General features: G+C 72.1%; 11 protein-coding genes. 8 read left to right on the top strand and 3 right to left on the bottom strand.

Annotation, left to right across the window (positions count from 1 at the left end; translation table 11 throughout):
- Positions 1–34 precede the first annotated feature (34 nt).
- Complete coding sequence (locus tag ACLF6P_RS18585; RefSeq protein ID WP_415951602.1) at positions 35–208, top strand: DUF6191 domain-containing protein; 174 nt, start codon at positions 35–37, stop codon at positions 206–208.
- Positions 209–357: 149 nt separating this feature from the next.
- Here ACLF6P_RS18585 and ACLF6P_RS18580 read toward each other — a convergent pair whose 3' ends face one another.
- Both ACLF6P_RS18580 and ACLF6P_RS18575 read right to left on the bottom strand, forming a co-directional pair.
- Positions 358–1545, bottom strand: coding sequence for a PQQ-dependent sugar dehydrogenase (locus ACLF6P_RS18580; RefSeq protein ID WP_415951601.1), 1188 nt, complete (start codon positions 1543–1545; stop codon positions 358–360).
- Positions 1546–1640: 95 nt separating this feature from the next.
- Positions 1641–2558, bottom strand: a complete 918-nt coding sequence (locus ACLF6P_RS18575) for a LysR family transcriptional regulator (protein WP_415951600.1) — start codon at positions 2556–2558, stop codon at positions 1641–1643.
- A 71-nt stretch (positions 2559–2629) separates the two neighbouring features.
- Between ACLF6P_RS18575 and ACLF6P_RS18570 the strand changes: the two genes are divergently transcribed.
- From ACLF6P_RS18570 to ACLF6P_RS18560, 3 genes are all read left to right on the top strand, one after another.
- Positions 2630–3541, top strand: a complete 912-nt coding sequence (locus ACLF6P_RS18570; RefSeq protein ID WP_415951599.1) for a dihydrodipicolinate synthase family protein — start codon at positions 2630–2632, stop codon at positions 3539–3541.
- 932 nt (positions 3542–4473) lie between these two features.
- A complete protein-coding gene (locus tag ACLF6P_RS18565; protein ID WP_415951598.1) occupies positions 4474–6288 on the top strand; it encodes a S8 family peptidase in 1815 nt (604 codons plus the stop codon).
- Positions 6289–6489: 201 nt separating this feature from the next.
- The gene (locus tag ACLF6P_RS18560; RefSeq protein WP_415951597.1) at positions 6490–9348 is read left to right on the top strand and encodes a helix-turn-helix transcriptional regulator; all 2859 of its coding nucleotides are present in this window, start codon (positions 6490–6492) and stop codon (positions 9346–9348) included.
- Between the two features lie 95 nt (positions 9349–9443).
- Here the strand turns inward: ACLF6P_RS18560 and ACLF6P_RS18555 are convergent, their stop codons facing one another.
- Positions 9444–10436 (bottom strand): aldo/keto reductase, encoded by a 993-nt coding sequence (locus ACLF6P_RS18555; protein WP_415951596.1) that lies wholly within the window; start codon positions 10434–10436, stop codon positions 9444–9446.
- Between the two features lie 93 nt (positions 10437–10529).
- Here ACLF6P_RS18555 and ACLF6P_RS18550 point away from each other — a divergent pair, with 93 nt between their 5' ends.
- The 4 genes from ACLF6P_RS18550 to ilvN all read left to right on the top strand — a co-directional run bounded on the left by ACLF6P_RS18550 (position 10530) and on the right by ilvN (position 17641).
- Complete coding sequence (locus ACLF6P_RS18550; protein WP_415951595.1) at positions 10530–11468, top strand: 2-hydroxyacid dehydrogenase; 939 nt, start codon at positions 10530–10532, stop codon at positions 11466–11468.
- A gap of 668 nt (positions 11469–12136) precedes the next feature.
- Entirely contained in the window at positions 12137–14953 is a 2817-nt protein-coding gene (locus ACLF6P_RS18545; RefSeq protein ID WP_415951594.1) for a putative bifunctional diguanylate cyclase/phosphodiesterase, read from the top strand.
- A gap of 254 nt (positions 14954–15207) precedes the next feature.
- On the top strand, positions 15208–17085 hold the full coding sequence (locus tag ACLF6P_RS18540; protein WP_415951593.1) for an acetolactate synthase large subunit: 1878 nt from the start codon (positions 15208–15210) through the stop codon (positions 17083–17085).
- A 31-nt stretch (positions 17086–17116) separates the two neighbouring features.
- Complete coding sequence (gene ilvN / locus ACLF6P_RS18535) at positions 17117–17641, top strand: acetolactate synthase small subunit (protein WP_093608008.1); 525 nt, start codon at positions 17117–17119, stop codon at positions 17639–17641.
- Positions 17642–17866: the final 225 nt, after the last annotated feature.

Here is a 17866-nt window from a genome sequence, read left to right as displayed (position 1 = left end):
TTGGGCAGGAAGAGCCCACCCGCGGAGGTGCAGGATGTTCAACCTGATCGATGAGCTCTTCAACCCGGGACGCAAGCACACCGACGAGGAGCGCAAGCGCCTCGCCCTCACCAAGGCCGACATCAATGACGGCGACCCGGGCAAGGGCCCGATCGACCTGACCTCGGGCAAGGTCGTCATACGCGTCCCCTCCCAGGAGGAGGAGTAAGAGCCCGGTCCGCGAACCGTGAGCCCCAGCCCGCTGCCGCACCTCCACGGATCTCGAACCCGCTGCCGCACCTCCACGGGCCCCGGACCGGCTGCCGCACCTCCACGGGCCCCGGACCGGCTGTCGCACCTCCACGGGCCCCGGACCGGCTACCGCACCTCCACGAGCAGCACCTTGTCGTCTCCCTCCTCGGGCGATCCGCGCCCGTCCGTCTCGCTGGTCACGACGTACAGCCGGTTGCCGCCCGCCGCGAGCACCGTCCGCAGGCGGCCGTGCTCGCCCTCGAAGAACGCCTGCGGCTCCGCGAGCGTCTCGGTGCCGTCGAGCGGGATCCGCCAGAGCCGCTGCCCGCGCAGCCCCGCCATCCAGACCGAGCCCTCCGCCCAGGCGATGCCACTGGGTGAGGCCTCGGACGTCGCCCACTGTGCGACGGGGTTCACATACTCCGAGCCGTCGTCCCCCGAACCCCCGTCCTCCTTGCCCTCGACCTCCGGCCAGCCGTAGTTCCTGCCGGGCCCGATCTGGTTCAGCTCGTCCCAGGTGTTCTGGCCGAACTCGGAGGCCCACAGCCGCTGCTTCTCGTCGAAGGCGAGGCCCTGCACATTGCGGTGGCCCCACGAGTACACCAGCGAGTCCGCCTCCGGGTTCCCCGGTGCGGGCTCGCCCTCCGGTGTCATCCGCAGGATCTTGCCGCCCAGCGAGGACTTGTCCTGCGAGAGCCCGGTGTCCCCGGTCTCGCCCGTCCCCGCGTACAGCATCTTGTCCGGCCCGAAGGCGATCCGGCCCCCGTTGTGGATCGAGCCCTTGGGGATGCCCCGCAGCAGGGTGTCGGGCGCGCCGAGCTGCCCGCCCGCGGGCTTCTTCTCGTCGTACTGCATCCGCGCGATGCGGTTGTCGGACGCGGTGGTGAAGTACGCGTAGACATAGCGGTCCGAGGCGTACGTGGGGGAGAGGGCCAGGCCCATCAGGCCGCCCTCCCCGCCGGGCGCGACCCCCGGCACCTCGCCGACTTCGGTCTTCTCCCCGCTCTTCACGTCGATACGGGTGATGGTGCCCTTGTCGCGCGAGGAGACGAGCAGGTCGCCCTCGGGCAGTACCGCGAGTCCCCAGGGCGAGTCGAGGCCGTCGGCGATGGTCCTGACGAGCTTCGCCGAGCCCTCGGCGGGCGGCAGGTCGGGGTTCTCGGACTTCGGGGTCCCGGACGGCGAGCCGCCCTTGCCCGGGCTGGTCACGGCGGGTGAGCTCTTCTCGGGCGCCGAGCCGTCCCCGCCCCCCGAACAGGCGGAGAGCAGCAGCACGGCGGCGGCCAACACGGCGGGTACTGCGGGGCGTTGCACAGCCGGGTCCCTTCGACGATCTCGGTCCTACAGTTCATACACCGTGCGGGCCGCCGAGGTTCCCGATTCCCGCTTCGCATCGGCAGGAGAGCCCGTCAGACCGCGCCCGACGCGGGGGCACCCACGGCGGTTCGCGCCGCCGACACGAACGCCGCGATCGCCGGATGGCTGCCGCCGCCCGCGCGGAAGGCGACCTTCGAACGGCGGAAGAGCGGCAGCCGGGTCAGGACCACGTCCTCGGGGGCGTACGCGGTGGCCATCTCCGGTACGAATCCGGCGCCCTGCCCGATGGCGGCGAGCGCCAGGACCGTACGGAAGTCGTTGACCCGATGGCGGATGCGCGGCTGGAACCCGGCCGCCTGGCAGGCGCGTACGGCCATCGCATGGCCGGTCGTGCCCTCCCGGGCCGTGATCCAGGGAGCGGTGGCCCACGGGCCGAGCAGCTCGGCCAGGGTGTCGTCGCGGGCGGCCTGTCCGGAGGCGGTGCCCGTGGCCAGGTACATCGGCTCCTTCAGCAGCGGCACCAGATCGACCGTGGTGTCCGGGGACGCGGGCACGAAGTCGTAGTCGTGGACGAGGGCGACGTCCAGCTCTCCGGAGCGCAGTCCGTCGGATACCCGCGCCGAGTCGATCTCCTGCACCATCGGTTCGAGCGCGGGATGCCGCCGGGCCAGCTCGGCGAGCGTCGCCGGCACGATCGCGGGGCCGCCGGAGGGGAACGTCCCGATCCGCAGCGGCCCGCCCAGGCCGTCGCGCGCCCCGGCCAGCTCCGACACCGCCAGTTCGAGGCGTTCGAGCACCGCGTCCGCATGGGTGACGAGGGTGCGGCCCGCGGGAGTGAGGACGACCCGTCTGCCGCTCCGTTCGAGGAGGCGCACCCCCGCCTCCCGCTCCAGTGCGCTCAACTGCTGGGAGACGGCCGATGCGGTGAAGGTGAGCGCTTCGGCCACGGCGGCGATGGTGCCGCGGCGGTCGAGTTCGCGCAGCAGGTGGAGGCGTCGGACATCAAGCATAAGAAGAGCTTAATCATAGGCGTAGAAAGAAGAACTGGATCTATCGGTTTGGCTGAGCCAGGCTGGGACGCATGAAGCCCGAAGCGATGCTCACCGGCCTGTTCGTTCCCCTCGTGACCCCGTTCACCGATGACCTGCGCCTCGCCCCGGACGCGCTCGCGCGTCTCGCCGAGGAGGCGCTGTCCGCCGGCGCCCGCGGACTCGTCGCCCTCGGCACCACCGCGGAGGCGGCCACGCTGACCGCCGAGGAGAAGCGGACGGTCGTCGGCATCTGCGCGCAGGCCTGCCGGGCACACGGCGCCCCGCTGATCGTCGGCGTCGGCACCAACGACACCTCCGCCGCCATCACGGAACTCCGCGAGCTCGCCCACCGCGGTGACGTCACCGCGGCGCTCGTCCCCGCGCCGCCCTACACCCGGCCCGGCGAGGCGGGAACGCTCGCGCACTTCACGGCGCTCGCCGAGCACGGGGGACTGCCGCTCGTCGTCTACGACATCCCGTACCGCACCGGACAGCACATCGGCACCGGAGCGCTGCAGACGCTCGGGCAGCTGCCGCAGGTCATCGGGGTCAAGTACGCGACCGGCGCGATCGACGCGGCCGCGATGGAACTGCTCGGCTCGCCGCCCCCCGCCTTCGCGGTGCTCGGCGGCGACGACGCCGTCATCTCACCGCTGCTCGCCTCGGGCGCGCACGGCGCCGTCCTGGCCTCGGCCAACCTCCGCACCGCCGACTACGCCACACTCATCTCGCTGTGGCAGCGCGGCGCCGCGGGGCCGGCCCGCGAGCTGGGAGCCGAGCTGGCCCGGCTGTCCGGCGCGCTCTTCGCCGAGCCGAACCCGACGGTGATCAAGGGCGTGCTGCACGCCCAAGGCCGCATCCCCAGCCCGGCGGTCCGGCTCCCCCTGCTGGCCGCTTCGGCCGCATCCGTACGGGCGGCGGCCGAATGCGCCGCCGTCCGGGTTCTGTTGGAATCCGCCTAGGCCGGGCGTCCCGCGAGGGAACGTTCGCCCGGGCGGAGGTTCCCTGGCGCGGCATCAGGGCCTGCTGTGGGCGCGGCGGCTGCTGATGAACGGCAGGCGGCGGCGGACCCGGACCGGTGCCCCCTGAAGCGATGTACCCGAAAGTTACGGGTCGTGGAGCCGGGGCTACGACCTGTTCCGTCGCCGGCGGAGGGACGGGACTTGGGCCCGGCTCCTCGCTCGGTTCCACGCCGCGACCGGTGCGAAGAGCCTGATCGCCTGGGGTGAGTGCTGGATCATCAACCGCCTCAACCGCCTCAACCGCCATCGCGCCGTCGTCACCTGCCACGACGAACTCGTCACCCGTCACGACGAACTCGCCACCCGCCACGACGAACTCGCCACCCGCCACGACGAACTCGCCACCCGTCACGAAGCGACAGCGCTGGTCGCGGCCGGTGACAAGTGGCTTTGACCAGCGCTTTCACAACAGGCCCTGGGCGGCCGAGGTGTCGCTGCTCGGCCGCTCACATGCATGCGGCCGAGCGGCGAATCGGCACGATTCCACGCCTCTTTGGGGCGCTGTCGCCCCCTTCGTCCCGTCGGACCCTCCCGCTGCTCGGCTCCGACAAGGGTTTTCCCCGTATCGGGTTCACTCCCCGTTTCCCTACTGTCTCCCGCACCGGTGGATCCCTTGCCGACTGCTGCATGTCAGGGGCATGTCACGCATGGGTTTCCGGCCGGTGACGGCCCCCTACGGGGATCGTCGCGCCGGCGGCGGCGCAAGGGGCAACACCCGGCCCCGGGGCCGTGGACCTCAACCCCACGAGGTGTGCGGCCCCCGCTCCGCCCGTCCGCGCTCCGCACCGACAGCTGCTCCGGCTGACCCCCGGAGCCGCCCCCCCCTGAAGGGATCCACCGTGAACGGTTCCAGGCGGAGACTCATATCCGTCGTGGCCGCCAGTGCCACCATCCTCGGCGTGACCGCCACCTCGTCCGTCGCGCTCGCCGGCCGGGCGGGCTCCTCCGACCGCCCCGTCGTCCCCGCGTCCCAGACCATGGCGCAGGACAAGTCCGGGGACGCTCCCGTCGAGAAGGTCATCGTGACCTACAAGTCGCGGGCGGCCGAGGCGAGTTCAAACTCCGCGGCGAAGACCGACGCCGCCGAGAAGTCCAGGAAGACCGGCGAGAAGCTGTCCTTCGAGCGCCGCCTCGCCGACGGAGCCGCGCTGGTCGACCTCGGCTCCGGCGCCGATGCCAAGGACGTCACGGAGGTCATGGAGGCCTTCCGCGAGGACTCGTCCGTCGCGTCCGTCGAGCCCGACATCCGCGCCTACCCCACAGCCGTGACCCCGAACGACACGGACTACGCCAAGCAGTGGGACCTCTTCGAGCCCACCGGCGGCATGAACGTGCCGGGCGCCTGGGACACCACCACGGGCAGCGGCGTCACCGTCGCCGTCATCGACACCGGCTACGCCGCGCACAGCGACCTGAGCGCCAACATCGTGTCCGGTTACGACTTCATCTCCGACTCCGCCGACGCCCGTGACGGCAACGGCCGCGACGGCGACCCGTCGGACGAGGGCGACTGGAACGCCACCGACAACGAGTGCTACTCCGGCTCGCGCGCGAGCGACTCGTCCTGGCACGGCACGCACGTGGCGGGCACCATCGCCGCGACCGCGAACAACGCCAAGGGCGTGGCCGGTGTCGCCCATGGGGCGAAGGTCCAGCACGTGCGCGTGCTCGGCAAGTGCGGGGGCTCCTCCGCGGACATCGCCGACGCCATCACCTGGGCGTCGGGCGGCAGCGTGCCGGGCGTCCCGGCCAACCCCAACCCGTCCCAGGTGATCAACCTGAGCCTCGGCGGCGCCAGCTCGACCTGCCCGACCGTGTACCGCAACGCCATCAACGGCGCCGTCTCGCGCGGTACGACGGTCGTCGTCGCGGCCGGAAACAGCAACGCCGACGTGTCCGGCTTCACGCCCGCCAACTGCGCGGGGGTCATCAACGTGGCGGCCACCAGCCGTGAGGGCAACCGGGCGTTCTACTCGAACTACGGCAGCGCCATCGACATCTCCGCCCCCGGCGGCGAGACCCGGCGCGGCACCGACACCCCGGGCACCGTCACCACCCCGGAGAACGGCATCCTCTCGACGCTGAACTCCGGTGCGACCACCCAGTCGGCGGAGAACTACGAGCCGTACCAGGGCACCTCCATGGCCGCCCCGCACATCGCGGGCCTGGCCGCGCTGCTGAAGTCGGCCGACTCCTCGCTGACCCCGGCCGCGATCGAGACCGCCATCAAGGCCAACGCCCGCCCGGTACCCGGCACCTGCTCGGGCGGCTGCGGCGCGGGCATCGCCGACGCCGCGAAGACGGTCGCCGCGGTCACCGGTGGCGAGACCGGTGGTGGCGACGGCGCCACCTTCACCAACACCGCGAACTTCACCATCGCGGACCGGGCCACCGTCTCGTCCACGATCTCGGTGACCGGTGTCTCCGGCAACGCGCCGTCCGCCCTGAAGGTCGGGGTCGACATCGTGCACACCTACCGCGGTGACCTGGTCATCGACCTGATCGCGCCGGACGGCAGCGCGTACCGGCTGAAGAACTCGAACAGCGGTGACTCGGCCGACGACGTGCACGCCACGTACACCGTCGACGCCTCGTCGGAGCTCGCGGCCGGTGACTGGAAACTTCAGGTCCGCGATGTGTACCGGGGTGACACCGGCTACATCGACGCCTGGAGCCTCACCTTCTGATCCACCGGATCGACCGCTACCAGTGCTGGTCAGGGGCGTGTCAGCGGCTACTCGCCGCGGGCACGCCCCGTCCGGCTTCCACCGCCTCCGTCTCAGCCGGTCCACATGGCGGACAAGGGGCCTGGAATCCGCTGGCCGAATTCGTATTCTCTCCTCTACTCGCGGAAGTCGGGGGCCGCGGATTCCGGAGAGGGGGGCAGGGTGAAGCCGACGCCGGAGCGCGCCACGCCTGTCGGACGCGCCGACCTCCTCGCCCGCCTGACGGGCGTGCTGCACAACCGGGGGCGCGCCCTGGTCACCGGGGCCGCCGGGATCGGCAAGACCGAGGTGGCGCGGGCCGTCGCCGCGCGCGCCGAGGCGGCGGGAGAGACCGTCGTATGCCTCGCCCCGCAGCCCGCGGACCGCCACATACCGGGCGCGGCCGCCGCCGCCCTCGTCGCCTCCGTTCCCGCCCCCGCTCTGGACGGGCTGCCTCAGCCGCAACGGACCGCGATCGCGGTGCTCTGCCGGGAGGCCGAGGACCCTCAACCCGACCTGGACCCGATCGCGCTGCGCCTGGGCCTGGCGCGCGTCCTGCGCAACCTCGTCGGCCGACGCCCGGCGCTTCTCGTCGTCGACGACGCCCAGTTCATCGACGCGGACAGCGCCGACCTGCTGCGCTTCGCCCTCCCGCTCGCCCCGCCCGCACTGCGGGTGCTCGCGGTCGAGCCCCCCGCGCCGTACGGCACGCCGTCCGCGAACGGGCACCCGCACGGCCCTGTCGTACCCGACTCCCCGGACGGGATGCGGCCCGCCGCGGGCATTCCCCTGTGGGTGCCCTCCGAGGCCGACGTCCTGTTGGTGCCGCCGCTGCAGGCCGACGAAATCGCCGAACTCCTCGTGCGCCACCGGCTGCCCTCGCGGATGGCCGGCCGTATCCACCGCGCCAGCGGCGGAAATCCACGCATCGCGCTCGCTGTCGGCCGCTCCCTCGCCGACGCCACGACGCCCGTCCATCACGCGGAGGCGCTGCCGGTGTCCGGGCGCGCCCGGGATCTGGCGCGCCGGATGCTGGCAGACGCCACCGAGTCCGTACGGGCCTCTCTGCTGCTCGCCGCACTCGCGCTGCGGCCGACGGCGGCCATGATCCGCAGGGCCGGACGCCCGGACGCCGAGGCGGATCTGGCCGCGGCGGAACGGGCCGGCCTGGTCACGCTGGCGGAGGACGGGACGGTCGCGTTCACCGCCGGTCTGCTGCCCTCGACACTCGTCCACGACACCAGCTGGACGGAGCGCAGGGACGGCCACGCCGCGCTGGCCACCGTCGCGGACGACCCGGTGGAGGCCGTACGGCATCGGGCGCTGGCCGCCCACGCCCCGGACGAAGGGCTCGCCGCCGAGGTCACCGATGCCGCGCGCACGGCACGCCGCCGCGGCGACAGCACCCTCGCCGCCGAACTGGCCCTGCTCGCCGCCGAGTCCACGCCCGGCCTGCCGCCCGGTCGGCGGCTGACCCGGCTCACGGTCGCCGCCCAGGAAGCCGCGCGGGCCGCACGCGCCGATCTGGCGCTGCGCGCCGCCGGTGACCTGCTGGCCCGCGACGCGGAGCCCGCCGACCGGGTACGCGCCCGGCTCGCCGTGCTGGACACGGCGGGGCAGGGGCTGACCGACCTCGACGACCTGTACGCCCACGCGATGGAGGACTCCGAGGGCGATCCCGGTCTGCGGGCGGCGGTACTGCTACGGCTCGCGGTCAAGTACGTACTCGCCGACGGCGACCCGGTGGGGTCGCGTGCCGCCGCCGTGGAGTCCGCCCGGCTCGCGCTCGCGGCAGGGGACCGGAACACCGCCGCACAGGCACTGACCGTGCAGGCTCGAATGGACCGGGTGCTGGGGCTGGTGGCGGAACCGCAGGAGACGCTCACCGAGGCGTGTGCCCTGGAGGCGGCGGACGGCCCGCTCGGCAGTCGTAACGCCGCGCAGATCCTGACGATCCGCCATGCCCTGTTCGACGACCGGCTCGGCGACGCCCGCGACCGGCTGCACGCGCTGCTGCCGCTGGTGGAGCGGCGGGGACCGGTCGAGGACTCCATCGAGCTGTTCCGCACGCTGGCCGAGGTCGAATCGAGGCGCGGCCACTGCGCGGCGGCGCTGTCCCACGCCGGGCGGTCGCTGGCGCTGACGCTGGAGGCGGGGCTCTCGCCGGGGCCCGCATGGTTCGCCCTGGCGGTGGCCGAGTCCGCGGGCGGCAGCTTCACCCGCGCGGCCAGCTATGCCCGGCGCAGTGCCCGGGCCTCCGAGGAGGAGGGCGACCACGTCTTCCTCTCCCGCAGCCTGTACGCCCTGGGCCGGGTGCAGTTGGCCACGGGGGATGTGGCGGGCGCGCTGGACAGCCTGCGCCGGGTACAGGAGGGGGAACGGGCACAGGGGACCGTCGATCCGTCGATGCTGCGCTGGCACGAGGAGCTGGCCGAGGCGCTGCTGGCCAATGACGCGCTGGAGGAGGCCCGGGCGCTCCTGGCGGACGTCGCTCCGGTGGCCGAACGGCTGGGGCGCACGACCGTGCTGCTCGGCTTCGACCGTGTGGACGCGCTGTGTCTGGCGGCGGCCGGCCGGACGGAGGAGGCGTCCGGGCTGCTGGCGCGGACGGCGGAGAAGTTCTCCGGCCACGGGCTGCCGCTGGAGCAGGGGCGCTGTCTGATCGCGCTGGCCCGGGTGGAGCGTCGCCGCCGACGGCGCTCGGCCGCGCAGGAGGCGCTCCAGTCGGCGGCGGTGATATTCGAGCGCGCGGGGGCAACCCCCTGGTTGGAGCTGGCCGCGGAGGGCCCGGCGGGTGCCTCGCGGACGGCCGCTGCCGACCTCACGGCTCCCGCGGAGGGCGGGGTGCTCGAGCTCCTGACGGAGGCCGAGTCGCGGCTGGCGCTGCTGGTCGGACAGGGGGCCAGCAACCAGGAGGCCGCTGCCCGGCTGTTCCTGAGCGTGAAGACGGTCGAGGCCCGACTCACCCGGATCTACCAGAAGCTGGACGTACGGTCACGCGCGCAGCTGGCGAGGACGCTGAACTCGGACACCCTCCAGTGATCTGGGTCAGGGGTTCCCAGCGATCTGGGTCAGGGATTCGCTGCCTGCTGCCGACGAATCCCTGACTTTTGCCGGTGAATCCCTGACTCAGATCACTAGTCCCAGGACCCGACCCCCGCCGGCAACTCCGCGATCTCCCGCAGATCCGCATCCGTGAGCCGTACCTCCGCCGCCCCGGCGTTCTCCGCCGCCCATGCGGGGCGCTTCGTGCCGGGGACCGGGACCACGTGCGGCCCGCGGGTGAGCAGCCAGGCGAGGGCGATCTGCGCGGGGGTGGCCCCGTGGCGGGCGGCGATACGGCGCAGGCCCGCGATGATCGGCTGGTTCGCGGCCATCATCTCGGCCGTGAACCGGGGGTGCCGCGCCCGCATGTCCTCCGGTTCGAAGCCCTCACCGGGCCGCAGCGTCCCGGTGAGGAACCCGTTCCCGAGGGGCATCGCGGCCAGGAACCCGATCCCGCGCGAAGCGCACCACGGCAGCAGCGCGTCCAGCGCCTCCGGCGACCACACGGACAGCTCGGCCTGCACGGCGCTGACCGGGAACACCTGCTGCACCCGCTCCAGCTGACGGATCGTCGCATCGTGCAGCCGCGTTCCGGGCCGCCGCCCGGCCCGAGCCCCCACGGCGCACAGCCCCAGCGCACGCACCTTCCCCGCGGCCACGAGCTCCGCCATCGCGCCCCACGTCTCCTCGACGGGCACCTCGGGATCGGCGCGGTGCAGCTGGTAGAGGTCGATCACCTCGGTGCCGAGCCGCCGCAGCGAGGCATCGCAGGCTCTTCTCACATACGAGGGACGCCCGTTGGCCACGATGTGCTGCTCGCCCACGAGCAGCCCCACCTTCGTCGAGACGAAGGCATCGGCGCGCCGCTCCTTGAGGACCCGGCCGAGCAGCAGCTCGTTCGTGAACGGCCCGTACATGTCCGCCGTGTCCAGCAGCGACACCCCCGCGTCGAGCGCGGTGTGCACGGCCCGCAGCGACTGATCGCCGGACTGCCGTGAAGCGGTGTACGCCCAGCTCATCGGCATACAGCCGAGCCCGATCGCGCCCACGTCGAGTGCTGCCGCGCCGACCGTCCTGCGCTCCACCTGCCTGTGCCTCCCCTTCGACCGCCGCGCCCCAACGTAACCCGTCACCACCCGCCCCGGCCCAGGGGCCCACTGCTCATTAGCCTCCTGAGCATGACCGCAGACGTATGGCTCCCGTTCCCCGCCGCCGAGATCGACGGACTGCCCGCAGACCTCACCTATCACTTCTGGGACGGCGCCCCCGAATTCCCCGCCGATCCCGCCGACTGCGCCTTCTACGTCGTCCCCTATATGCAGGGCGCGGAGATCGCCGTGCGCCCCATGCCGCGGATGCGCTCGGTGCGGGTCGTGCAGACTCTGTCCGCGGGCGTCGACCATGTGCAGGGCGGGCTCGGTGATCTGCCGCCGGGCGTGCGCCTGTGCAATGCCAGGGGCGTGCACGAGGCCTCCACCGCCGAGCTCACCCTCGCCCTGATCCTCGCCTCGCTGCGCGGCATCCCCGGTTTCGTACAGGGGCAGCGGGAGGAGGAGTGGCGCGCCGGCTTCTATCCCGCGCTCGCCGACAAGTCCGTCCTCATCGTCGGATACGGCTCGATCGGCGCCGCGATCGAGGACCGGCTCACACCCTTCGAGTGTGCGCGGGTGGCGCGCGTCGCGCGCTCCGCCCGCACCACGGAGCGCGGCCCCGTGCATCCGCTCGCCGAACTGCCCCGGCTGCTTGCCGAGGCCGATGTCGTGGTCCTCTCCACGCCGCTGACCGAACAGACCCGGCACCTGGTGGACGCGGGGTTCCTGGCCCGGATGAAGGACGGCGCACTGCTCGTGAATGTGGCACGCGGCGCCGTGGTCGATACCAAGGCCCTGCTCACGGAGCTGGATTCGGGCCGCATCCGCGCGGCGGTCGATGTCACCGACCCCGAGCCGCTGCCCGCGGGGCACCCGCTGTGGCATGCGCCGAATCTGCTGATCAGCCCTCATGTGGGCGGCTCCACCTCGGCGTTCGAACCGCGTGCGAAGCGGCTGATCGCGCGCCAGCTCACCGCCTTCGCCGCAGGTGAGCCGCAGGCCAACGTCGTCCTCACGACCCCGTAGCCCGACACCGGCGCCCCAGGAGAACCGAACACCCCACACGGCACCGCAAGTTCGGCCACACTGCCAGCAGTCGTACGGAGAGCCCCCAACTCCGTACGCTCTGCGACATTTCCGTCGCCGCGCGGCCCGGGAAGACTCCGGTCGTCACGGAGAGTAGAGGAACTATGTCCCTGAGTGACGAGACTGGTGTATCGTCCCGAAAGGGGCTGCGCCGTGCACAGTTCGGCGCCGGGAAGGATCCAGGTGCGCCGGGGATGCACACAGAGCACCGAACTGCGAGGGGGGCGACGGGCGATGTACGGCCGATGGGCGAATACTCCGAGTCGACGGGACCGCCGACCGCGGCTCCCGCCTGCGCCGAGCGGCCACAGACCGATGAGTCGGCGGCTGGTGGCGAGCGCGCTGCCGAGGCGCCTACGGCCGAGGGTGGGCGCGCGCCCGGCTGTGAGTGCATGCCCGGTGGTGAGCGAACGTCCGGCGTTGAGCGAACGTCCGGCTGTGAGTGCGCGGCCGACTGCGGGCGTACGGCCGACTGCGGGCGTACGGCCGAGTGCGGGCGTACGACCGAGTGCGGGCGTACGGCCGAAGCGAGAGGGGCCGTCTGCGGGCGCGCGGAAGGCGTCGGCAGCTTCCCCGTCGCGGCCGACGCGCCCGCTCCGGGCGGAGCGGTGAGCACCCCGGGGGCGCTCTCGGCCCGCCGCGCCGCAGCCGCGGACGGCAGGACCGGGCTCGCGTCCCAGCTCGTGCTCGCGGGCGTCTGCGCCGCCTATGCGCTCGGCTCCGCCTTCGGCTGGGGCTCGCGCCAATTCGCCCTGATCATGGGAGATTTCGGCCTCAGCCTGGCCGCGGCCGCCGCGGCGGTCTCCTGCTTCCTCTACGCCCGCAACCGAGGCAGCCGGTTTCGACCCGCCTGGCTCCTGTTCGCCCTCTCCTCGGCGATGGCGGCCCTCGGCAACGCGGTCTGGGGCTGGTACGAGGCCGTGCTCGGCATGGCGGTACCGAGCCCCAGCATCGCCGACCTGTTCTTCCTCTGCTTCGCGCCGCCCGCCATCGTCGGCCTGCTCGTGCTCGCCAAGCGCCCGGTCTCCAAGGCCGGCTGGGTCTGCCTCGGCCTCGACGCCTGGCTGATCGGCGGCTCCCTGCTCACCCTGTCGTGGAGTCTGGCCCTCGCGCACACCTCGCAGCTCTCGGGCGGCAGCGTGCCGCACGCGGCGCTCGACCTCGCGTATCCGCTGCTCGACATCGTGCTCGTGAGCATGGTGCTCGCCCTGCACTTCCGGCGCTCCTCGGCCAACCGCTCGGCCATCAACACCGCGATCGCCGCCCTCGCGCTCACCGTGCTGTGCGACGCCCTGTTCACCTCGCCGCTGCTGCAGGCCACCTACCGCTCCGGGCAGCTGCTCGACGCCGGCTGGTTCGCCGGCTCGCTGCTCCTCGCGTACGCGCCCTGGGTGCCGAACCGCGGCGGACCCGTCGTCGAGCACCCCCGTGTGGTGCGGCGGGTGGCGCGCGGCCGTGACGGGATCAGCGGCTCGCTCTCCGCGCTCACGCCCTATCTGGCCGCCGCGGTCTGCACCCTGGGGATCCTGTACAACACGCTCAACGGGCGCAGCATCGACCGCGTCGTGCTCTTCACGGCCTGCACGGTCGTGCTCGCCCTGGTGGTCCGCCAGGCGATCATGCTCGTCGACAACATCACCCTCACCCGGGAGCTGGCGCAGAAGGAGAACCACTTCCGCTCCCTGGTCCAGGGCTCCAGCGATGTGATCATGATCGCCGCGCCCAGCGGCATACTGCACTACGTCAGCCCGGCCGCCTCCGGCGTCTGGGGCCGCAGCGCCGACGAACTCGTCGGCTCCGAGCTCGCGAGCCTCATCCACCCCGAGGACCTCGGCCGCGTCACCCACGAGATCCGCCGTTTTCTGACCGCGGGGCCGCTCCAGGAGCCCACCACCCGGATCGAATGCCGCTTCAGATCCGGCACCGGGGACTGGCTCAACGTCGAGTCCACCGTCAACCGCCACCAGGGCGGCGGCCTGCTCTTCAACAGCCGCGATGTCACCGAACGGGTCCGGCTGCAGGCCCAGCTGCAGCACAACGCGGAACACGACCCGCTCACCGACCTGCCCAACCGCGCCCTGTTCACCAAACGCGTCGGCCAGGCCCTCAACGGCCGCCGCGCCGGTGACAAGGGCACGGCGGTGCTCTTCATCGACCTCGACGGCTTCAAGGCCGTCAACGACCGGCTCGGCCACCAGGCGGGCGACGACCTCCTGGTCCAGGCCGCCCGCCGGCTCGCCGAATCCGTACGCCAGGGGGATACCGCAGCCCGCCTCGGCGGCGACGAGTTCGCGGCCCTCATCCTCGGCGACGGCTCCGGCGACAGCGCCGACCGCGAGCGCCATCTCCAGGAGCTTGCCGACCGCCTCCGCCTCAGGCTCTCGCAGCCCTACGAGGTGGACGGCAGCAGCGTCCGCGTCGCCGCGTCCATCGGCGTCGCCTTCGCCGAACCGGGCATCTCCGCGGGCGATCTGCTGCGCAACGCCGACCTCGCGATGTACCGGGCCAAGGCAGCCGGCAAGGGCCGCGTGGTGCTCTTCGCGCCCCAGATGAAGGCCGAGGTCGTACGGAAGGCGGAGCTCGCCACCCGGCTGCGCTCGGCGCTGCACGAAGGCGAGTTCGCGCTGCTCCACCAGCCCGTCGTACGGCTCGACACCGGCCGGATCGCGGCGGTCGCCGCACAGGCCCGCTGGCGCAGCGCGCAGGGCATCCTGTTCACCCCGGCCGAGTTCCTGCGGGTCTGTGAGGACCAGGACCGCACCGCCGAGCTCGGCCGCTGGATGCTCGAAGAGGCCGTCGAGCAGGCCGCCGAGCGCGGCGCGCGGGGCCATGCGGTCCCCGTGTCCGTACGGATCAGCGCCTCGCGCATCCTCGACCGCTCGGCCCCGCTCGGCACCGTGGAGGCGCTCCTGACCCGGCACGCACTGCCCTCCGGGGCGCTGATCGTCGAGCTGGCCGAGCACGATCCGAGGATCCCGCTCGACGAGCTCGAACGCCGGCTCACCGCCCTGCACCGGCTCGGCGTCCGTATCGCCCTCGACGGTTTCGGGAACGGCTACGCGGCCATCACCGCGCTGCGCAGGCTCCCCGTGGACGTACTGAAGCTCGACCGCTCCCTGATCGAGGGGGTGGTGGAATCGGCCCGGCTGCACAAGATCACCAGCGGCCTCCTGAAGATCGCGGGCGATCTCGGGCTGCAGTCCGTGGCGGAGGGCGTGGACCTGCCGGAGCAGGTGGTGGCGCTGCGTGCGATGGGCTGCACGCACGCACAGGGCATGGCCTTCTCCGGGCCGCTCGACGAGTACCGGCTGCGGCGCGCGCTGACCACGGGCCACTACGAGCTGCCGCGCGGCCCGGTCGAGCCCGTGTTCGCAGGAGGAACGGCCGTCCGCTCACATAATGAGACGGCTGTCCCACCCACTTGACAGTCCCCGGGCCCTGGAGGGAGGGTCAATGCCATGCGCACCCGAATTCTCGTACTTGGAAAGCGCGTCGGCTGAAGCCGGGCCACTAGGGCAGAACCTAGTCAGCTCAGTGAACGCATCCGACGCGCTCCCCTCGCTTGCCTCCGGGCACGAGGGGTTTTTTGTTGCACCAGTGCTCTCATAAGCACCCAAAAGCACTGCCCCCGAGATTGAAACCCCAGCAAAACCACCCTCAGCTTCGAGAAGAGACGCCGATGACCGAGCAGGCCACCGGGGCCCATCCGCAGCCGCGGCCCCGATCCTCTGGACAGCAGACGACCGCCCCCGTCGAGCACCTCACGGGCGCGCAGTCCCTCATTCGTTCGCTCGAGGAAGTCGGGGCCGAGACGGTATTCGGTATCCCGGGCGGCGCGATCATGCCGGCGTACGACCCGCTGATGGACTCCACCAAGGTCCGGCACATCCTGGTCCGCCACGAGCAGGGCGCGGGCCACGCGGCGACGGGCTACGCGCAGTCCACCGGCAAGGTCGGAGTCTGCATGGCGACCTCGGGCCCGGGCGCCACCAACCTGGTGACCCCGATCGCCGACGCGCACATGGACTCCGTCCCGCTGGTCGCCATCACCGGCCAGGTCTCCTCCAAGGCCATCGGCACCGACGCCTTCCAGGAAGCCGACATCGTGGGCATCACGATGCCGATCACGAAGCACAACTTCCTGGTCACCAAGGCCGAGGACATCCCGCGCACCATCGCCGAGGCCTTCCACATCGCCTCGACCGGCCGCCCCGGCCCGGTCCTGGTCGACATCGCCAAGGACGCGCTCCAGGCGAAGACCGCCTTCAGCTGGCCGCCACAGACCGACCTGCCCGGCTACCGCCCGGTGACCAAGCCGCATGCCAAGCAGATCCGCGAGGCCGCGAAGCTGATCACCCAGGCCAAGCGCCCGGTCCTCTACGTCGGCGGCGGCGTGCTCAAGGCGCAGGCCACCGCGGAGCTGAAGGTCCTCGCCGAACTCACCCAGGCACCCGTCACCACCACCCTGATGGCGCTGGGCGCATTCCCCGACAGCCACCCGCTGCACGTGGGAATGCCGGGCATGCACGGTGCGGTCACCGCCGTCACCGCGCTGCAGAAGGCCGACCTGATCGTCGCCCTCGGAGCCCGCTTCGACGACCGTGTCACCGGCAGGCTCGACTCCTTCGCCCCGTACGCGAAGGTCGTGCACGCCGATATCGACCCCGCCGAGATCGGCAAGAACCGCACCGCCGACGTGCCGATCGTGGGCGATGCCCGCGAGGTCATCGCCGATCTGGTCCAGGCGATCCAGGCCGAGCACAACGAGGGCAACGCCGGCGACTACAGCGCCTGGTGGCAGGACCTGAGCCGCTGGCGCGAGACCTACCCGCTCAGCTACGACCAGCCCGAGGACGGCTCGCTCGCTCCGCAGCAGGTCATCGAGCGGATCGGCGAGCTGGCCCCGCAGGGCACGATCTTCGCGGCGGGCGTCGGCCAGCACCAGATGTGGGCCGCGCACTTCATCGACTACGAGCAGCCCGCGACCTGGCTCAACTCCGGCGGCGCCGGAACCATGGGCTACGCGGTCCCGGCCGCCATGGGCGCCAAGGCCGGCCGCCCCGACCGTACGGTCTGGGCGATCGACGGCGACGGCTGCTTCCAGATGACCAACCAGGAACTGGTCACCTGCGCACTGAACAACATCCCGATCAAGGTCGCCATCATCAACAACGGCGCCCTCGGCATGGTCCGCCAGTGGCAGAACCTGTTCTACGACGGCCGCTACTCCAACACCGTCCTGCACGGCGACAAGACCAACCACTCCACCGGCTCGCAGGTCGGAGCCAGCGACACCGAGCGGCGCGGCACCCGCGTCCCGGACTTCGTGAAGCTGTCCGAGGCCATGGGCTGTGTGGCGCTGCGCTGTGAGGATCCGGCCGAGCTCGACTCCGTCATCGCCAAGGCCAACGAGATCAACGACCGCCCGGTCGTGGTCGACTTCATCGTCCACGAGGACGCACAGGTCTGGCCGATGGTGGCCGCCGGCACCTCCAATGACGAGGTCATGGCCGCGCGCGACGTCCGCCCGGACTTCGGCGACGGCGAAGACGACTGAGAACGAGAGACGGAAAAGGAAGACAGACGCCATGTCCAAGCACACGCTCTCCGTTCTCGTCGAGAACACGCCCGGCATCCTGGCCCGGATCGCCGCCCTGTTCTCGCGGCGCGGCTTCAACATCGACTCGCTCGCGGTCGGTGTCACCGAGCACCCCGACATCTCCCGCATCACCATCGTGGTGAACGTCGAGGACCTGCCGCTCGAACAGGTCACCAAGCAGCTCAACAAGCTCGTCAACGTACTGAAGATCGTCGAGCTCGAGCCCGGTCAGGCCGTTGCACGTGAACTCGTTCTGGTGAAGGTGCGCGCCGACAACGAGACGCGCTCGCAGATCGTCGAGATCGTGCAGTTGTTCCGCGCCAAGACCGTGGACGTCTCGCCCGAGGCGGTCACCATCGAGGCCACCGGATCCAGTGACAAGCTGGAGGCGATGCTCAAGATGCTGGAACCCTTCGGCATCAAGGAACTCGTCCAGTCCGGCACGATCGCCATCGGCCGCGGCTCGCGCTCCATCACGGACCGCTCGCTGCGCGCCCTCGACCGCTCCGCCTAGGGCTGTCGTCAAATTCCCGTCGTCGCCCCGCCGGGCAGGCGGGAATTTGACGACAGGCCCTAGGGCCCACCCCGAGCCGCCGGCGGCCCCACTCCCACCCGGGGTGCGCCGGCCGCCCGGCCCGACCCGGCAGGGCGGCGGATCCCACTCCCACCCGGGATCCGCCGCCGCCCGTCCGGCCGGGCAGGGCCGTAGGTCCCCTCCCACCCGGGGGCCTACGGCCCG

Origin of the sequence: Streptomyces lothianensis (genome assembly GCF_047779955.1) — a bacterium.
Lineage (GTDB): Bacteria > Actinomycetota > Actinomycetes > Streptomycetales > Streptomycetaceae > Streptomyces.
This window is presented reverse-complemented; position numbering and strand designations above follow the sequence as displayed.